Origin of the sequence: Mucilaginibacter sp. 5C4 (assembly GCF_034345625.1) — a bacterium.
GTDB classification, from domain to species: domain Bacteria; phylum Bacteroidota; class Bacteroidia; order Sphingobacteriales; family Sphingobacteriaceae; genus Mucilaginibacter; species Mucilaginibacter aurantiaciroseus.
Map to the genome: position 1 here is coordinate 1,751,418 of NZ_CP133775.1, position 17,725 is coordinate 1,769,142.

Here is a 17,725-nt window from a genome sequence, read left to right on the forward strand (position 1 = left end):
TCGTTAGAATTTAAGATTAATGTTAAAACCAATATTACGTACCGTAGGCAGTGTAAGGTCCTCAAGGCCCTGGCCGTTACCGGTATTGAAGGCAGTTTCCGGGTCAATATTAGGCGCGTTTTTGTGGATGATCCAAAGGTTACGGCCAACTAATGATACCGTGGCAGATTGTAAGCCTATTTCCTTAACCCATTGTGACGGGAAGGTGTATCCGATTTTTACTTCGCGAAGTTTTACGTAAGATGCGCTGTAAACAAATGCTTCGTCTACATTGGTAAAACCTTTGTAGTACGACTGTGCAGGTAAAATAGTGGTGTTGGCTGTACCGTCGGCTTTTACGCCTTTAAAGATCATACCGTCATCATACACGGTTTCTCCTGCAGGCGCGCTTGCACCGGTGTTTACCTGTATAGCTCCTGCCGATGCGATATTGCCTGGGTAGTAGTAACTTAAACCACCATTTGCTGCGCCACGGCCCGGAAGGGTAGAGGCCAGCACACCTGTATATGTACCGGTACGGTTGGTATTAGAATAAATTGAACCACCAATACGTGCATCTACCAAAAAGCTTAGGTTTATACCTTTATAGCTAAAGCTGTTGGTAATGCCGCCCAGCCAATCTGGTGTAAATTTACCAAGGTCCTGGTTGGTAGGGTTAATAAGAGGTGTGCCATTTGCACCAATAATAATATTGCCAGATGCATTGCGCTGATAAGCGGTTCCAAATAAAGTACCATATGGTTTACCAACAGCTGCCAGCACCTGCACTGTACGGTTTGTGCCTATCGTATAACTTTGCAACCTGCCTTCGTCATCAAGCGAATTCACTTTACTGCGGTTACGGGCATAATTCACATTTATATCCCATGAAAAATCTTTTGTTTTAACCGGTGTAAGGCCTAATTGCACCTCTAGCCCTTTGTTATTAATTCGGCCGCCATTAATAAGCTTTTGGCTGTAGCCGGTTGTAGGGCTAACCAGTACGCTCAAGATCTGGTTAACGCTATTAGTGTTATAAACACTTACATCAAGCTTAACACGGTCCTTTAAAAAGCCTAATTCTACACCTGCTTCACCAGAGGTGGTTATTTCCGGTTTCAGATCGGGGTTAAGATATATACCTGAAGCATTTTGCTGCGGGCTTGAGCCAAATGGTGCAATAAAATTATAAGTGTTTATCAACTGGTAGGCTGTTGCGGGTTTACCCACACGAGACCAGCCTCCCCTTAGTTTGGCATAGCTTAAAAAGTCACTTTTAATATCAAGGGCCTCAGATAAAATCAAGCTACCATTAACCGATGGATAAAAGTAGGACAAGTTATTTAACGGCAGGGTAGATGACCAATCGTTACGGGTGGTAAAGTTTAGGAACGCGTAATCCCTGAAACCAATTTGCGCCGATGCAAAATAACTGTATGTTTTTGTTTTGTAGTATTCGTTTGATGAAACCAGCGGGTCGCGCGAGTTGCTTAGCGTATATAAGCCGGCTACCGCCAGTTTTGGCGCAAGCTGGTAGTTGCGTTCGTTTAAATTAGTAGCGATGTTACCACCGGCCAGTAGATCGATACTGAAGTCTTTATTCAGCTTTTTAGTGTACTGTAAACGGCCCTCGGTATTGGTTAGGGTAACGCCGTAAGCATCCTCTTCGTACGAACCGAATGGCGTACCGTTGGTACCATAAGCAACGCGGCTTTTGCGGCGGTCATTAGAATAATCGGTACCTATACGGAAGTTGGCAGATAACCCGCTAATGATTTTGTAATTTAATTCCACGCTACCGATCAGGCGGTTTTTATGTTGGCCAACAGTATTTTCATGTGCAATAAAATAGGGGTTGCTGTAATAGCTGTTGTTCCAGTTGAATGTGTTGCCGTTTGCATCGCGGTAATTTTTGAGTTGATTAACATCAACCTGGCGGCCAAACCAGGTAAACTGTAGCATGGTACTGGTGGCCCGCCTGCCATAGGCGCCGGGCAGGTTGTCGGCATCGTCTTTAATATAGTTAGCTATAGTAGTAACTGTTAATTTGGGCGTTGGTCTAAATGTACCATTAAAAGAAAATGTGTTACGGCCCTGCGAAGAATTTGGCACTACCCCTGTTTGATGCAGGTTGTTATACGAGATCCTGTAGTCGAATTTTTCGCCGCTACCTGCCAATGCAACGCCATTGTTGTAGGTAACACCTGTTTTAAAAAAATCGCGCACGTTATTAGGGTGGGCTACAAATGGTACAGGTTGCCCGTTAGAATAAAATTGCGGTATCAGCCTGCCATCCAAAGGCGGCCCCCAACTTTCGTCCACACCATCATTTACGCCTCCACCTTTACCATCAACGTAACTAAATTTTCCGTTCGAGCCCTGGCCATATTGGTTTTGATAATCCGGAAAAACCTTGAGGGTTGCAAATGAAGTGTTGGAATTAATGGTGATGCCCAGGCCGGCTGTTCCTTTGCCGGTTTTTGTTTTTATGAGTATAACACCGGCTGCAGCACTCGAGCCATACAACGCGGCAGCATTAGGCCCCTTTAACACACTTACGCTTTCTATATCATCGGGGTTAATATCTGCCAGGGGATTTGCGAAATCGCGTGAGCCATTGGTGCCAAGGCGTTGAGCATTGTCGACTATAATACCGTCAATAACAAATAATGGTTGGTTTTCACCGGCGATAGAAGTTTCCCCTCTGATGATAATGCGGGACGAGCCCATATCGCCCTGACTGCCGGTTACCTGCACACCCGCGATTTTTCCGGCGAACGAGTTGATCAGGTTAGTTTCTTTAGCTTCCGAAAAATCTTTTGATTTTAAGCCCTGTACGGAATAACCCAGCGACTTTTTATCTTTAGAAATATTAAGCGCGGTTACTACCACCTCATTAAGGGAGTTGGGAGCTTCCAGTAAAATTATCCGCAGGGGTGCGCCGTCGTTAGTAACCGTTACCTCTTGTGTGGTAAAGCCAATGTAAGATGCCTTTAATACATCGTTTATGTTTGCGCTAACTGTAAATTTGCCCTGAATATCCGTTTGGGTACCTGCGGCAGACCCTTTAACGCCAATGCTTACACCGGGTAACGGCTGCCCGTCTGACGCCGCGGTTACCACACCGCTTATTTTTACAGCCTGGGCATTTGTCTGCTGTATGGTTAGTAATAGCAATGCAATTGCCAGTATCTGTTTGTAAATTTTAAACATGTTGTTTATTCTTTTTGATAAAAATGCCAATACAAAATATAACAAGCCTGTGCAGGTTTGCGGCGAACGATGCCGAACCAGCGAGCTTAATAAAGTGTAAAGAATGAATTGGTAATAATTTTTTCCGGGGATTAGCAGGAATGCCTATACCGGTAACGTGGCTGTAAGATTAACAGCAACAACACATGGCAGGCATGCGGGTAATTAGGTTTAAATTGATGTAGAAGTTTAATGTACTAAGCAAACGACTTCGTTTAATGAGAGTAATGATTGTTTTCATATATAGACTGATTTTATGTTCAGTTCTAATTAACAATTAAACAGGCAGGGTTATGGTGATGGTCTAATGAGTGCCTTTACAGGCATGCAATAACTTGCGAACATTATCTTTTCTGCATTGCTGCAAATAGGAATTAGCACCTTTATACCTTTGGCGTACAGGTTGCTAAGACATCATCGGGCCTATCCCTCAGTCTTTCTTGATAATTATTAAGAACTATTTAGATGCAAATATATAATATATTCCATAATATCTACGGTTTTTATAGAATATATTCATTTTTCTGTTCCGTGTGTTTTATAGTGTTGATTTACAGGGTTATTTAAGTTTTTTTTGGGACTAAATAAAAGCAAAATGCCCACCCGTTATCCGGGCAGGCATTTTGCTTTGGAGCCAAAAGGATTGAGAACGAACCCTAATGCTCTTTTTCTTAATTGGATTCGCTTTAATCAGGATTGCTTAATCCTTAAAAATTGGGATCGAAATTAAAATATATGGGGTTAGACAGCCCTATCATATTTCCGGCTAATGCGGCCGCGCCCGGCACCTGCGGGTAATTAGTTGAAGGCCCATCTACCGTTACACGATAATAAGTTCGGCCTGATGTTTCCGGGGTTTCTGTAAACTCTACGAATGGTGCTTTGTCGATTGTTTGATAGGTGCCACACTTATTGCCGTTTTTAATAACATTTATGGTGAAATTTCCGGCAGGGATGCTCTGACCGGATAGCCGGACGCGGAACTTTACTTGTTTGCCCGTTGCTTTGGCATTATCGCCCATCATCATATCCATTTTTTCATCACCATTGATATCCGCATAAAATTCTACATGGGGCGCATACGGGTTAGTACTGATGGAAACCCGGCCATTTTTAAGCGCATCAATCACCGCCTGGCTGGTGCGCTGCTTAGCAAAAAACCATGTTGTTGGGGTGCCTACATAGTTAGCATTTCGTTGGCTGCTGTTAGGAGTTGCCTTATCGGGCGAATTTGGCGTACCATGGTGGGCGTCGCTGCCACCTCTGCCGGTGAGTTTGCGACCAGAGGATAGCATATCGTCCCAGATCATTATTGCATTGGCGTTTTTGCTCCAAAGCACCGAATTCCATACTTCAATGGAGTTGACCAGGTCGTAAGAATATCCAAAATTATCTTTGCCACTCGGGTGGTTGGCCGATAAATGGATATTAAGCTGCCTTTCACCCGCCCTATTACCGTATCGCGCTGATCTCGGACATCATAAAGCGACTGATGGTTATAGGGTTTAGCAGAAAATACATTGCCATGCCCCCGTGTGGTGGTCCATTCGGCACCGTACAATAACAAAACAGAATCTGATTTAAATTCGGGGTCTGCCCAGGTGTTATGAGCAACGTCTCCGTCAACATGGTTGTCGTGGTCGGTGATGCAAAGGAAATCCATCCCAACAGATTTGGAAAATGCAATGTTTTTGTAACCGAATTATTTCAGGATTCTTTACTGTGGCGGGAGTGTACGTGTAGTTCACCTTTCAACCCAAAACCATCGGTTAGGCTGCTAACGGGCGGCAGTACACCAATCTCTTTAACCCAGGGGTTTTTGCTTTTGGATTGCCCGAACAAGGGCTTGGCAATACCTGTTATAGTAATGATCAAGAGAAGAATATTAAAAATACCCAAACCCGGGCGTAATGTTAAACTGTTTTTAAACATGATCTAATAATGTAAGCTAAGTTATGTAGATGATAAACGTAACCGGCAATCTTATGAAAGAGATGTGAACTGGCTTTTATCAAATGTTACTTTATGATTGGTGGTAAACACCCGATAGTTTAAGTACCATACAGTTGATGAGATTAACATAGCATAAGTTAATTAAGCCTCCTTATTATAGCAAAGCTTGCCCAAGCAGCCCACCTTTATTTATTATTAAATCAACGTTAAGCACCTGTAGGTAATTAGAGCCGGCGCGTGTAAAGGGATTGATAATATTATTAATAAGCTAACAACCAATTGATAATTTGCTAATAAAGCTTGTTTTACTTTGCATTTAATTTAAAAGAAGTTCTATAACATTAAAATCATTTTACATATGAAACAAATTTACCAGCGCTTCATTAAGGGTTTCAATTATCATACAAGGCACTGGATAGTGTTGCTTTGTGCCATGATATTTGGCTTATCGCCGGCCTTGTCACAAACCGGGCGTAATGTAAGAGGCACCGTTACCGACGAAAAAAACCAGCCGCTCCCCGGTGTTTCGGTAGTAATTACAGGTAGCAGCACAGGGGTGATGACAGACGGCAAAGGCGAATTTGCCGTAACGGTTACCGGTAACATAGTTACCTTAAGATTTAGCTTCATAGGTTACCAGCCTAAAGAAGTAAAAGTAGGATCGGACAATACCATCAACGTTAACTTATTGCCCGATGCCAGGCAACTTAAAGATGTTGTGGTTATTGGTTACGGCACATCAAGTAAAAAGGATGTAACCGGTGCCATTACCTCGGTTAAAGCAGAAGAGTTTAATGCAGGTGTTTTAACTACCCCTGCCGAATTGTTGCAGGGTAAAGTTGCTGGTTTAAATATAACCAAAAGCGGCGACCCCAATAAACAAGCTGCTACTATACTACGTGGCCCCTCTACATTCCGCGAAGGTGCTGCACAACAGCCATTTTATGTTATAGATGGTGTGCCCGGTGCATCTATAGACCTGCTTGCACCTGCGGATATCGAAAGTATCGACGTTTTAAAAGATGCATCATCCACAGCTATTTATGGTTCGCGTGCAGCAAATGGCGTTATCATTGTTACCACCCGCAAATCAAAAGCCGGCCAAACCAGGCTAACCTATAGCGGTTACGGCGCAGTAGAAAAAATATCAAAAAACATTGATGTTTTAACAGCGGATGAATTGCGCAAATACTTAGCGGACAATGGTGTGGCCCCTTTAGCGAAACCATTAGATGATGATGGCTCTAATACAAATTGGCAAAAACTTGCCCAAAGGACGAGCTACTCGCAAAATCATAATCTTTCATACAGCGGCGCAGGCAACAGCGGCGAGTATGGCGCCAGTGTAAACTACTTTAAAAACAACGGTGTATTAAATAACACCAATCTGGAGCGTACTATTTTTAAAGGTTATATTAACCAGCGTTTTTTTAACGACAGGCTTAAGCTGGGCATAACACTTACTAACAGTGGAACTAAAAGCGATGATATTTTACAAAGCCAGGTGTTGCCCGGCATATTGTTTTACCTGCCAACGGTAAGCCCTTTTAACCCGGATGGTAGTTATAAGGAAAACTTTGCCCGTACAGGCAGCGGTACGTTAAACCCGCTATCATTAATTGACAATAACTTTATTAAAACCGATAATAACAAAACCTTGGTAAACGGTTTTGTACAGGTTGATATATTGAAGGGATTGAAATTTACGCTTAACGGTTCTACTCAAAAAGATCAGAACAATGTTAATACCTACTACAACAGCAAATCTGGCGTTGCGGTAGGTCTTGGTGGTGTTGCTAACCGCACCGCATATAAAAACACCAGCAATGTGGTAGAAGCTTTTTTGAATTACGATAGGGATTTTGGCCTGCACAGCCTCAAATTGTTAGGTGGTTACTCTTATCAGCAAGACCGTACAAACGATGGTTTTGGTGTACAAACGCAAGGCTTTTCTAACGATAATTTGACTTTCAATAACCTGTTCCTGGCAAACCCAAGCAACCTGGCGCAAATAAAATTCGACCCTAATTACATTTCTACTTTAAGGTTGATATCTTATTATGGCCGTGTGCAATACCAGTACAACGATAAATACCTTTTACAGGCATCGTTAAGGGAAGATGGTTCTTCGGCCTTTGGTATCAACCAACGCCACGGTTATTTCCCGGCTGTTTCTGTGGGATGGAGAATTATCAGCGAGAAATTCATGGAGAAGGCACCCGTGATCAGCGACCTTAAACTAAGGGCAGGGTACGGTGTATCCGGTAATAGTTTGGGTTTTGATGCCTTTACCGCACAATTGATATATGGAATCCCCCCGGGTGGTGGTAAATTCTTAAACAATGGCGTTATTACAAACCCAATAGGCCCAGTACGTAACGACAATCCCGAACTGAAATGGGAGAGTACCGCCACTACCAATATTGGCTTAGACTTTGGTTTTCTAAACAACCGCATCACCGGCTCGGTAGATTACTACATCAAAAAAACCTCCGGTCTTATCTATACTCAACAAGTATCTACCACCCAATACTTTTACCCATTGCTAACAGCTAACGTTGGTAAAATAAAAAATAGCGGTATCGAGGTGGTTTTAAATGCCACCCCGGTAAAATCTCAAAGTTTTACCTGGCGCACATCTTTCAACGTATCGCATAACAAAAACGTAGTAGAGAGTTTATCCAACACTCAGTTTGCCGTTAATAATATCCCTTCGGCGCAGTTAGGCGGTAAAGGTCAATCCGGCAACTATAGCCAAATTATTCAACCTGGTTATGCAATTGGTACTTATTACCTGTGGCATTATTTGGGTAAAAATGCAAATGGCGTTAGTACTTACCAAAAGGCAGATGGCAGTACAACTGCCAGCCAGCCGCTTACAACAGACCAGCGCATTACAGGCAACGCGCAGCCAAAATTGATTTACGGTTGGAGCAATAGTTTTTATTATAAAAGCTTCGACCTTAACTTCCTGATTAGAGGGGTTTACGGCAACCAGATATTGAATGCAACGCTTGCATCATTAAATAACCCCGCGGATGCTAAATTTCAGAATATCCCGCGGTTTACGCTGGGCGAATCTTTCAAGGATATCAATGCCTACCTGGTATCAGACCGTTACCTGGAGAGTGGCTCGTACCTGCGTTTAGATAACGCAACATTAGGTTATACGCTTAGGCCGAATGTAAAAAGCATAAAAAGTCTGCGCTTTTATCTTTCGGGCAATAATATTTTTATTATCACTAAATACCGCGGTGTTGATCCCGAGATTAACATCGGCGGCTCAACCCCGGGTATCGATAATAAAGACTTTTATCCTAAAACCCGCACGTTTAGTGTTGGTGTAACCGCTTCATTTTAACATCCATATCAATAAATAAAGATGAAAAAGATATTTTTATTATGTGCCGGCATCGTATTACTTGCAGGCACATACTCGTGCACAAAATTAGATGTGCCGGTAGAGTCACAATACGTTAAATCAAACTTCCCGGTTACCGATGCAGATTATAATGCCCTTTTAGGTACCATCTACTCCAATTTATCTTCCAACTACGCGGTACCTTACTGGCGCATGCAGGAGCTATCTACAGATGAGGCTATCCTACCGGCCCGCGATGGTAACTTTGACGATGGTGGCCAGTACCGCCAGTTGCATTACCACACCTGGACTTTTGACCACCCCAATGTTATCACTATTTGGCAATGGGGTTTTGGCGGTGTTAATACGTGTAACCGGATCATCAGTTTGGTAAATGCTTCGCCTTCAACAGAGGCCAAAAAGACTGCTACCATTGCAGAGATAAGGGCAATGCGCGCGCTTTACAACTACTTTATGATGGATCTGTACGGTAACATCCCGCTTATTACCGAGTTTCCGGTTGCTACCCAACCTGCAACACAATCCCGTGCCAAAGCCTATCAATACATCGAAAGTGAGTTACTGAGCGTAGTACAGCAACTGCCGGCTAAAACGGCTGCTAATGCTACCCTTTATTATGGCCGCCCTACAAAAGGAATGGTGTTTACTTTGTTAGAGAAAATGTACCTGAACGCGCAGGTATATACCGGCACACCAAAATATACCGAGGCGGTTGCCATGGCCGATAGCGTTTTAAAAAATAACAACTATAGTTTGGATGCCAAATTTCGCGATGTGTTTTTGCCAAATAACGGCCCGCAGATCAACGAAACCATATTTGCTATCCCATATGATCAGCAAATACCGGGCAACCAGTTTACCCGTTTTGGCTTTTTTTACTACCTGGTTAATGCTTATGGCTTTAATGTTGGTTTAAGTATAGCCATGAGCACCACGCCCGAGTTTTACAACAGGTTTAACTTACCTGGGGATGTACGCACCAAAACCTGGCTTGCAGGCCCACAGTTTGCACCAGACGGCAGCGGAGGTTTTACTACACAACCGGTTTATTACCCGGGCACTACAACACAGATCTATATCGAACCAAAATTAACGTTGGTACCGGGTAAACCAATGGATCTGGGCAACACCATTGCCAGCCAGTCAGAGGGTGTGCGTTCGTTAAAGTACTATCCCGATCCAACAATAATACAAGCCACCCGTTTAAATGGTAACGACGTGCCTGTTTTACGTTTGGCTGATGTAATAATGATGAAAGCCGAAGCTATTTTACGTGGGGCGAACGCCACGGTAGTAAATGGCGAATTGCAAACGCCCGATGTATTGGTGAACAAGATCCGTTCACGTGCAGGTGCCTCTGCTGTTGCGGGGATTAACCTAAATGGTTTATTAGATGAGCGTGCCCGCGAGTTTTCGTGGGAAGCATGGCGCCGTAACGATCTGATCCGTTTTGGGCAATTTGAAGTAGAGTACCCATTGCCAAATGATGTACTTACCATGAATAAGGATATAAATCGCAGGTTGTATCCTATACCTGCACAAGAAATTAAACTTAACCCCAACCTGGTTCAAAACCCGGGTTATTAATCAGATTGAACTAACAGCCGGCGTTAACGCCGGCTGTTATAATAAACAACTATGAAATTTATATTCGCGTCACTCCTCATTTCCCTTTTACCGGCTGCCACCAGTTTAAATAACCCGGGGGATAATGTTCGTATGAACCGTATCCAGGTAATTGGATCGCACAATAGTTACAAGCAATCTATTGATCCCAAACTTTTTAAAATGTTGCAAGCCAGGGATTCTGTTGCGATGAGCAAAATAGATTATAGCCACAGCAGCCTTACCGATCAGCTTAATTTGGGGCTTTTAGATTTGGAAATAGATGTTTATGCTGATACAGCAGGGGGGAAGTACAGCCACCCAAAAGGTTTGGACTGGGCGCCCGGCCAACCCGCGTACGATCCCGATGGGATAATGAAGAAACCGGGATTTAAGGTATTCCATATCCAGGATATTGACTTTAGAAGTAACTGCGCCACATTTAAACAATGTTTGCAGGAACTGAAGAGATGGTCTGACGCGCACCCGGGTCATCGGCCCATATTTATCACTATGAATGCTAAGGATGAGTTGGTGAAAAGGCCTGGTTTTACTATACCCGATAAATTCACCCCGGGTATTTATGATAAGCTGGACAAGGAAATTGCGGATAACCTTGGGTTAGCCCATGTGATAACCCCCGATAAAATACGGGGTAACTACAAAACGCTGGATGAGGCGGTGTTGCACCAAAACTGGCCAACTTTAAAAGAGGCCAAAGGCAAATTCATTTTCCTGCTGGACGAATCCGAACCAAAGTTAAGCGAATATATTAAAGGCCACCCATCGCTTAAAGGCAGGGTGCTTTTTACAAATTCGGAACCCGGCACGCCCGAAGCTGCGATATATGTATTGAATGACGCCAAAAAGGATTTCGCTCAAATATCTGCCCTGGTGAAAAAAGGTTACATCATTCGCACCCGTGCAGATAGCGACACACAGGAGGCGCGAAATAACGACAAACGTACTTTTAACGCGGCAATGCTGTCTGGCGCGCAAATTATTTCTACAGATTATTACAAAAAAAGCGAACATTTTAAATCTGATTACATCATCAGTTTTGCTGATGGTAAATATTTTAGATGGAACCCTTTATTCTCACCCAGTAAATAGTAATTACTTAGCTGTTAATTAAAAGCCGGGGTTGGTTTCTGCTTTTAAGTTTAGCTATAGTCATCCATATTAATTATACCAGCCATGAAACGTAGAAATTTTATTAAGAATACCGCGCTTAGCACATTGGGTGCATCGCTTATTGCTAACCCAATTTTTGCTTTGGCCGAGAGCCCGAATATCACCCACCTGGAAAGTGATGACCTCTCCCCGTCGGTTTTAAAAGATGAGTTTGATGTACATTTCATAGCAGTTGGCGACTGGGGCCGCAACGGCGAGTATGACCAGAATGAAGTTGCCAAACAAATGGGCGATTGGGCTAAGAATAATCCCAATAACTTTGTGATCTCGGTTGGAGATAATTTTTATCCGCGCGGTGTAGTGAGTGAAACAGACCCCTTGTGGCATTATTCATTCGAAAATGTTTACACCTCGCACTCTTTACAATGCGACTGGTATCCTGTTTTAGGTAACCATGATTACGGCTCGGATCCCGAAGCGCAAGTTCGTTATAGTAAAGTAAGCCGTAGATGGAACATGCCTGCACTTTATTATGCAAAAGAGTTTGCTTTGGGTAACCCCCGCAACAAAGTTTTAATGCTGATGATAGATACCGACCCTATGCTGCATGAAAACAAGCAGCAGCAGGTGGCAGAACAAATGATATGGTTAAATGAAACTCTTAAAAATGCCTCCGCAGATGTGAAATGGCGAATTATAGTTGGGCACCATCCTTATTACACAGTTGGCCCGCGCATAAAAAATTATGACACTTTAACCGTGAGAGAAAAGCTTGCCCCCGTTTTTGAGGCGCATAAGATTGATATTTATCTTTCAGGGCACGACCATTCCCTGCAACACCTTAAACCCGATGGTTTTACCCATCAGTTCATATCCGGTGCAGGTTCGGAGTTAACGGGTGTTAGTACCGGGGTGCCATACAGCCGCTTTCAGGCATCAGACCACGGCTTTTTATACTTTGCAGTAAACAATAAAAAAATTAATGTTAAAGCTGTAAATGCTTCGGGAAAGGTTTTATACCAAACAGAACTGGTTAAATAATGGAATGATTGCCTTGCAAATTAATTACATTAATTCAAACTTCTTGAATTTTATACAATTTAAAAAACCTTGTAAATATCTTATTTACAAGGTTTTTACGTTAAGAAATACACTTAACTTAGTTTAAGTTACCTGATAGGATTGAAGTAATAAACGTGACCCCGAACATCCGTGGTTACACGTTTATTAGTTATTTTTTTATCCTGGTCGCGGTTAATAGGATAAACGATACTATACTGCGTCTATAGCTTCGCGTAATGCTTTAGCAGCAGCAGCAGGATCTGCAGCTCCGTAAATGGCTGCACCAGCAACCGCTACCTGGGCACCGGCTTTAATAACAGCGGTAATATTGCTTAAATTTACACCTCCTGCAATAGAAACAGGTACACCTGCTCTGGCTGCTTCGTCGATAAGTACCTGGATAGAGTATCCTGCTGTCCACTGTTCATCTAATCCGGCGTGTAGTTCTACAAATTCAACGCCTAATTCAATTACTTCTTGTGCACGTTTCACACGGTCCGGGTAACCAATTGTATCTACTACCACACCTTTGCCATGCGCTTTAGCGGCTTTAACTGCACCAATGATAGTGGCGTTACCTGCTGCTCCCATAACGGTAACCAGATCTGCACCTGCTTTGAATGCGATATCAGCTTCCAACTCTCCGGCATCAGCCGTTTTTAAATCAGCAAATACCAGTTTATCCGGATGTGCTTTTTTCATTGCGGTGATTACTGCCGATCCCATGTTTTTGATCAGCGGGGTACCCAGTTCAATAATGTCTACATAAGGTGCAACTTTTGCGGCAAGTGCTAATGCTTCCTCTGTTGTCAATAAATCTATTGCTACTTGTAATTTTGCCATTGTTTTATTTATTAATTTGAATTGATATGATTTATTAATACTTAATTATTCCATGTTCGCATGACGTTTCCAAAGCTCTTCGGCAGGCGTCCCGTCAATTTTCCATAACTCCATAAATACAGCGTCGCCTAATAAAAGGACTGTCTGTTCAAAAAGGCTTCCCGCATATTGCTTTGATTTCGCTCCGTTGTGATCCTCTTTTTCAGCTGCTGGGATTAGAATGTGCACATCTGCCATTTCGGCCAGCAAAGAGGACGCGTTAGTAGTTGTCGCGATTACCCTGGCACCCATCTGTTTAGCCTTTTCGGCTGCTTTCACGATAGTACTCGTCGTTCCTGAGCCAGATGCTGCCCATAACAGGTCGCCTGCTTTGATAGCCGGGGTGGTTGTTTCGCCTACGAAGAAAACTTTCAGTCCCAGGTGCATTAAGCGCATCGCTACTGAACGCATAGAAAAGCCAGAACGACCGGAAGCGATCAGGAAGATGGCAGATGCCTCATTTATAGTTTTGATCAGTTCTCCGAAATTGCGATAGTCGATCTTTTCTGCCAGTTTATTATTCTCGTGTAACACCTGTATCAGGTTTCCTTTTATAGCAGCGGCAGTATCTTCGTTGTATTGATTTGTTAGCTCCATTTCAAGCGTTTAATTCTTCTGCAAAAGTATCGCCTCTGCCAGCGCAAACGGTTATACAAACAGCCACATTGGGTGGACTATCTGGAAATAAGATCACTTAAAAGTCATAAACACAAAGCTTCAATTCTGTAATTTCTGAATAGTCCACCATAATTATCTGATTATCCACCAAGTTAGTGCTGAAGTAGCTATCTTTACGTAATGACGAATGATACTAAGGACAATCGCCTGGAAAGCGCGATGATCTACATCAGGAATTTAAATAACTGTCCACCAAGTTATTTGAATGATCCGGGTAGAAAGGACTTCTTTGAGATTGTATGGTTAAAAAACGAAGATCCGCTGCACGCATTAAAAACCAATGATTTTGAGGTTAAAGGAGACTGGATTTATCTGATTCCGCCATACCGGGTACACCAGTTGAATAAAGCCGGAAAAAACGGGGAATTGATATCGTTCAAAAGAGAGATTCTGGAAGAAGAGGATAAAGAGTTTTTACTGGACATATTCAAAATCTTTAATGTTCAGGGCGAATTCTCATGTCTGCGTTTAGACAAAGCTGCAGCAGATGATCTGGGCGGCATTTACAATTTATTGATCGGTGAATACCAGAAGTCGTCCGAGGACCTGATGATCTTAAAAACTTTGCTCAAAGTATTTCTGTTAAAACTGATCAAAGTTAAAGAGCAAGAATTTACTGCGCATGATATTCATCAGAAAAGGGTGTATGAGTTCTTGATGCTGCTGGAAGGAAACTATCTGCAGGTTCGAAATATTGATTTCTATGCTGGCAAACTGGATATCAGTTCCAAGCGACTTAACCAGATATTGAAGGATAAATTAGGCAAAACAGGCACCCAGATCATCCATGACCGCATTATATTGGAGGCCAAGCGGCTGATCATACACAGCGAGGACACTATTAAAGAAATAGCCTTTGAACTTGGATTTTCCGACCGGCCCTACTTTAGCAGGTTCTTTAAAAAGCAAACGGCGCAAACGCCGGACGAATTTCAAAAACAGGCGCAAAATCATTTGAAACTGAAATCTAATACGCTAATTTAACCATAAACTAAACTAACGTGGATGCTCAAAATTTACACGTTGCAATTAATGTACCGGTGCCTGTAAAGTCTAAAGCGCGATTGTTTTTTTTGTGAAATTTTATTTCAAAATCTTCATTTAAAATCAATGAAAGCGCTTGTCAAATAATTAAGATGTGGGAAGCAAAATCACATAAAATATCGAACTCTATTTCAAGTCCTATTTTTTAATTTGATTCTCTGTTAATAAGTGTCTGGTGTAAATAAAAAAAGGAAATAACCGATCTGGTTATTTCCTTAAGTGGAGCCGGAGGCTTTAATGGTTAAATTTCATTTGCTTACTAAGTATGATTAACACTTACTTACGTAACCATTGGCCAAATTCAAATCCCATAGTTCCCAATTTTACAATAATTACAATTGTAAAAATTACCAATGCAGCTTTAGCCATTGGCTGATTCTTGTATTTGTCGATAATTGACTGGTAGTCCATATCTGTAAATTAAGTATCTAAGATAAAATATTTGATTGAGATTAAGTGAATTTTACCTAACTTTATTGACAGTGCAATTGACCGTAAAAACAAAAAACCCTTGTAAGTATCTAACTCACAAGGGTAATCTGATAATCTAAGTAGCCCGTAGGGGACTATCAGTAACAACTGCTAAAGTGACACAGAATTTGTACTTCTTAAAAGACTTAATCAATAAACCAAAATTAAAATTTCAATTGAAATTAACCAGTTTTTACTAAATTTGATTGTCACCGCATTTGACACTTAAAAACAAAAATCGCCTATAAATACTTGATCTATAGACGATTAATTAATTGCTTAGTGGAGCCGGAGGGAACGACTGTTGTTAAATTCGTAGCTGTTAATCAGTTTTTTATGTTTTTATAATCTTTGTAGGTCACCGAATAGGTCACCTACTGACGGATGGCAAACCGAAAACGCTACAAGCTGGTAAACGCACGATTATTTTTCAAACCGCCGCCCCAAAAAAATTGCGGCTAAAGGGCAGATTAGTAGCCTTGTTATACAGGCGTTGGAAGCCTTGGGCAGAACAGGTACAACACCGGAAGTAATTGACCGCATTACTACCTTGTTAAAGAAGGAAGATCAGAAGTTTCTTAAAGAGGATGCAAAATTGGCACCGGCATAGATTGTGCAGTTGCTTATTTCGATAAACAATAAAATGAACAGCTGTGATTGAATTGTTGCAATAACAGAAAAGAGGCGCATTTAAATTTTAAATGCAGCCAATAATCAAACCGGGTTACCGGAAAATGCAATAGAAAAAGACTGGTGGGTAAAGCAACTTGGTCTAAGTGTATCGGGATACTTACGGGAATTGGGATTGAAAGGCACGGTAAAAGCCAAGGTTAAAACCCTGCCACGAGATGTTTTGCTGTTATGCGGTACGCTTAACCATAGCGGCGAACCTGAATCAGATAGCCAAAAAACGGAACAGCTTCGACGAATTGAGCGTGCTTGAAGGGGCGAAGCTCAACGCGCAAAGCACAGGCTTGCAAGAATTAGTGAAAGATGTTAAAAGCTATTTACAATGATTGGTAAGATAAGTACAGGTAAAAGTTTCCGGGGGTGCTTTAACTATCTGCATGAAGGCAGATTGCAACAGAACAAAGCTTTGCAGGAAATAGAACCAGAGAAAAAGTAGGCGCAGGTTATTTGCTATAATCAATGCTTCGGTAATAAAAAAGAATTGATACAGCAATTTAACGAAGTGAGAAATTTAAATCCGAATGTATCAAAGCCTGTACTATACGCATCTTTAAGCTTTGCCCATTCCGACCAGTTAAGTAACCAGGATAAGGTTGACATTGCGAAACAGATGGCCAAAGATTTTGGGTTTGAGGATAACCAGTGTGTGGTTATAGAGTATGGCGACCGTCAGCACCAGCATATCGTGGCTAATAGGGTTGGTTATGATGCCAAAACGGGTTCCGATAGCAGCTGTTGCAATATTTGAGAGAAGTGTTTTAAAATCCATTCCGTTATATAGTACTATCTTCTACAATGAGACGGATCTTTTCATCAAGTTCAGTTACAGTTAGTTCTAACATGCTAATAATTTCTTCATTATAAGCGTAAGATTCGTCTTTCCAAATATCCATAAGTCCAATAATGGAGGCGACCGGTTTTCTCATTTCGTGCGACTGCATATAAGCGATTGCCCTCAATTTATTAATCAATTGCTTCTCATAAAAAATATTTGAAATTGAAAAAACTGTGGTTAAAAGTATTGCCGATGCAACGTTTGAATACATTATCTGTTTAGCAATAGGAGTAGAAATGTTTTCAATAGAAGAAAATGTGTGCCCCACATAGAAACAAATGGCAAATGAGGTCAAGACGGCGAAAAAAAGTAAAACAAACTCCAACTGACTTGCAGTTTTATTATCAACCACAATCGGAATGGCAACCGTTAAGGGGAAAAAATAAAAATATTGTCCTGTTGATGAGCCCTCAACGAACGAACTTATAATAAGTAATATACAAACGGCGGCAATGATCAGGACATGCGTATTAAATATTATTTTAAAAAACTGCAGCGTAAGGATAGAGGCAACGCTGATGGAAAAACAACCTACCATAATTGCAGAGAGACTCAGACCAAGGGTGTGGAAATAGATTGCGATGCCGATGCTTATTGTTAAACCAATCAACCCTAATTGCAACGTCCGGGTTGGAGTATTTTTTATACTGCCGATTTGATTATTTTTCTTCATATACTATTCAAACTCTTTTATACGTAGTACAACGAAAAAAAGATTTTTAGTTTCTCTTTTTCAGGCAGGTTGCGGTAAAGGAAAC

General features: G+C 41.8%; 14 protein-coding genes, 1 pseudogene and 1 riboswitch. Of the genes and pseudogenes, 7 read left to right on the top strand and 8 right to left on the bottom strand.

The features are described 5' to 3' along the window. Positions 1-3: 3 nt before the first annotated feature. From RHM67_RS08255 to RHM67_RS08270, 4 genes are all read right to left on the bottom strand, one after another. The gene (locus tag RHM67_RS08255; protein WP_322231657.1) at positions 4-3,192 is read right to left on the bottom strand and encodes a SusC/RagA family TonB-linked outer membrane protein; all 3,189 of its coding nucleotides are present in this window, start codon (positions 3,190-3,192) and stop codon (positions 4-6) included. A gap of 380 nt (positions 3,193-3,572) precedes the next feature. Further along, positions 3,573-3,681: riboswitch (SAM riboswitch) on the bottom strand. 257 nt (positions 3,682-3,938) lie between these two features. Beyond that, positions 3,939-4,571 carry a hypothetical protein gene (locus RHM67_RS08260; RefSeq protein WP_322231658.1) on the bottom strand — a complete coding sequence of 211 codons (633 nt, stop codon included), beginning with the start codon at positions 4,569-4,571 and terminating at the stop codon, positions 3,939-3,941. Next, positions 4,541-4,894, bottom strand: a complete 354-nt coding sequence (locus tag RHM67_RS08265) for a hypothetical protein (protein ID WP_322232213.1) — start codon at positions 4,892-4,894, stop codon at positions 4,541-4,543. Before RHM67_RS08265 ends, RHM67_RS08260 begins: the two co-directional genes overlap by 31 nt. A gap of 44 nt (positions 4,895-4,938) precedes the next feature. Further along, positions 4,939-5,163 carry a hypothetical protein gene (locus RHM67_RS08270; RefSeq protein ID WP_322231659.1) on the bottom strand — a complete coding sequence of 75 codons (225 nt, stop codon included), beginning with the start codon at positions 5,161-5,163 and terminating at the stop codon, positions 4,939-4,941. 379 nt (positions 5,164-5,542) lie between these two features. Between RHM67_RS08270 and RHM67_RS08275 the strand changes: the two genes are divergently transcribed. From RHM67_RS08275 to RHM67_RS08290, 4 genes are all read left to right on the top strand, one after another. After that, positions 5,543-8,545, top strand: a complete 3,003-nt coding sequence (locus tag RHM67_RS08275) for a TonB-dependent receptor (protein WP_322231660.1) — start codon at positions 5,543-5,545, stop codon at positions 8,543-8,545. Positions 8,546-8,566: 21 nt separating this feature from the next. Beyond that, positions 8,567-10,153: a RagB/SusD family nutrient uptake outer membrane protein gene (locus RHM67_RS08280; protein ID WP_322231661.1), complete on the top strand. Its 1,587-nt coding sequence runs from the start codon at positions 8,567-8,569 to the stop codon at positions 10,151-10,153. A 51-nt stretch (positions 10,154-10,204) separates the two neighbouring features. Next, positions 10,205-11,284: a phosphatidylinositol-specific phospholipase C1-like protein gene (locus tag RHM67_RS08285; protein ID WP_322231662.1), complete on the top strand. Its 1,080-nt coding sequence runs from the start codon at positions 10,205-10,207 to the stop codon at positions 11,282-11,284. A gap of 84 nt (positions 11,285-11,368) precedes the next feature. Next, positions 11,369-12,346, top strand: a complete 978-nt coding sequence (locus tag RHM67_RS08290) for a metallophosphoesterase (RefSeq protein WP_322231664.1) — start codon at positions 11,369-11,371, stop codon at positions 12,344-12,346. Between the two features lie 231 nt (positions 12,347-12,577). On the opposite strand, the gene hxlA is transcribed toward RHM67_RS08290, so the two are convergent. Beyond that, positions 12,578-13,210: a 3-hexulose-6-phosphate synthase gene (gene hxlA, locus RHM67_RS08295; protein WP_322231665.1), complete on the bottom strand. Its 633-nt coding sequence runs from the start codon at positions 13,208-13,210 to the stop codon at positions 12,578-12,580. A gap of 45 nt (positions 13,211-13,255) precedes the next feature. After that, on the bottom strand, positions 13,256-13,846 hold the full coding sequence (gene hxlB, locus RHM67_RS08300) for a 6-phospho-3-hexuloisomerase (RefSeq protein WP_322231666.1): 591 nt from the start codon (positions 13,844-13,846) through the stop codon (positions 13,256-13,258). A 201-nt stretch (positions 13,847-14,047) separates the two neighbouring features. Here hxlB and RHM67_RS08305 point away from each other — a divergent pair, with 201 nt between their 5' ends. After that, on the top strand, positions 14,048-14,911 hold the full coding sequence (locus RHM67_RS08305; protein WP_322231667.1) for a helix-turn-helix domain-containing protein: 864 nt from the start codon (positions 14,048-14,050) through the stop codon (positions 14,909-14,911). Between the two features lie 336 nt (positions 14,912-15,247). Here RHM67_RS08305 and RHM67_RS08310 read toward each other — a convergent pair whose 3' ends face one another. Beyond that, positions 15,248-15,382, bottom strand: a complete 135-nt coding sequence (locus RHM67_RS08310; protein WP_322231668.1) for a hypothetical protein — start codon at positions 15,380-15,382, stop codon at positions 15,248-15,250. 437 nt (positions 15,383-15,819) lie between these two features. Here RHM67_RS08310 and RHM67_RS20600 point away from each other — a divergent pair. Beyond that, positions 15,820-16,052: pseudogene (locus RHM67_RS20600) on the top strand (DUF6088 family protein). Between the two features lie 525 nt (positions 16,053-16,577). After that, on the top strand, positions 16,578-16,880 hold the full coding sequence (locus RHM67_RS08315) for a relaxase/mobilization nuclease domain-containing protein (RefSeq protein ID WP_322232180.1): 303 nt from the start codon (positions 16,578-16,580) through the stop codon (positions 16,878-16,880). A 25-nt stretch (positions 16,881-16,905) separates the two neighbouring features. Here the strand turns inward: RHM67_RS08315 and RHM67_RS08320 are convergent, their stop codons facing one another. Next, positions 16,906-17,640, bottom strand: coding sequence for a hypothetical protein (locus tag RHM67_RS08320; protein ID WP_322231669.1), 735 nt, complete (start codon positions 17,638-17,640; stop codon positions 16,906-16,908). Positions 17,641-17,725 lie beyond the last annotated feature (85 nt).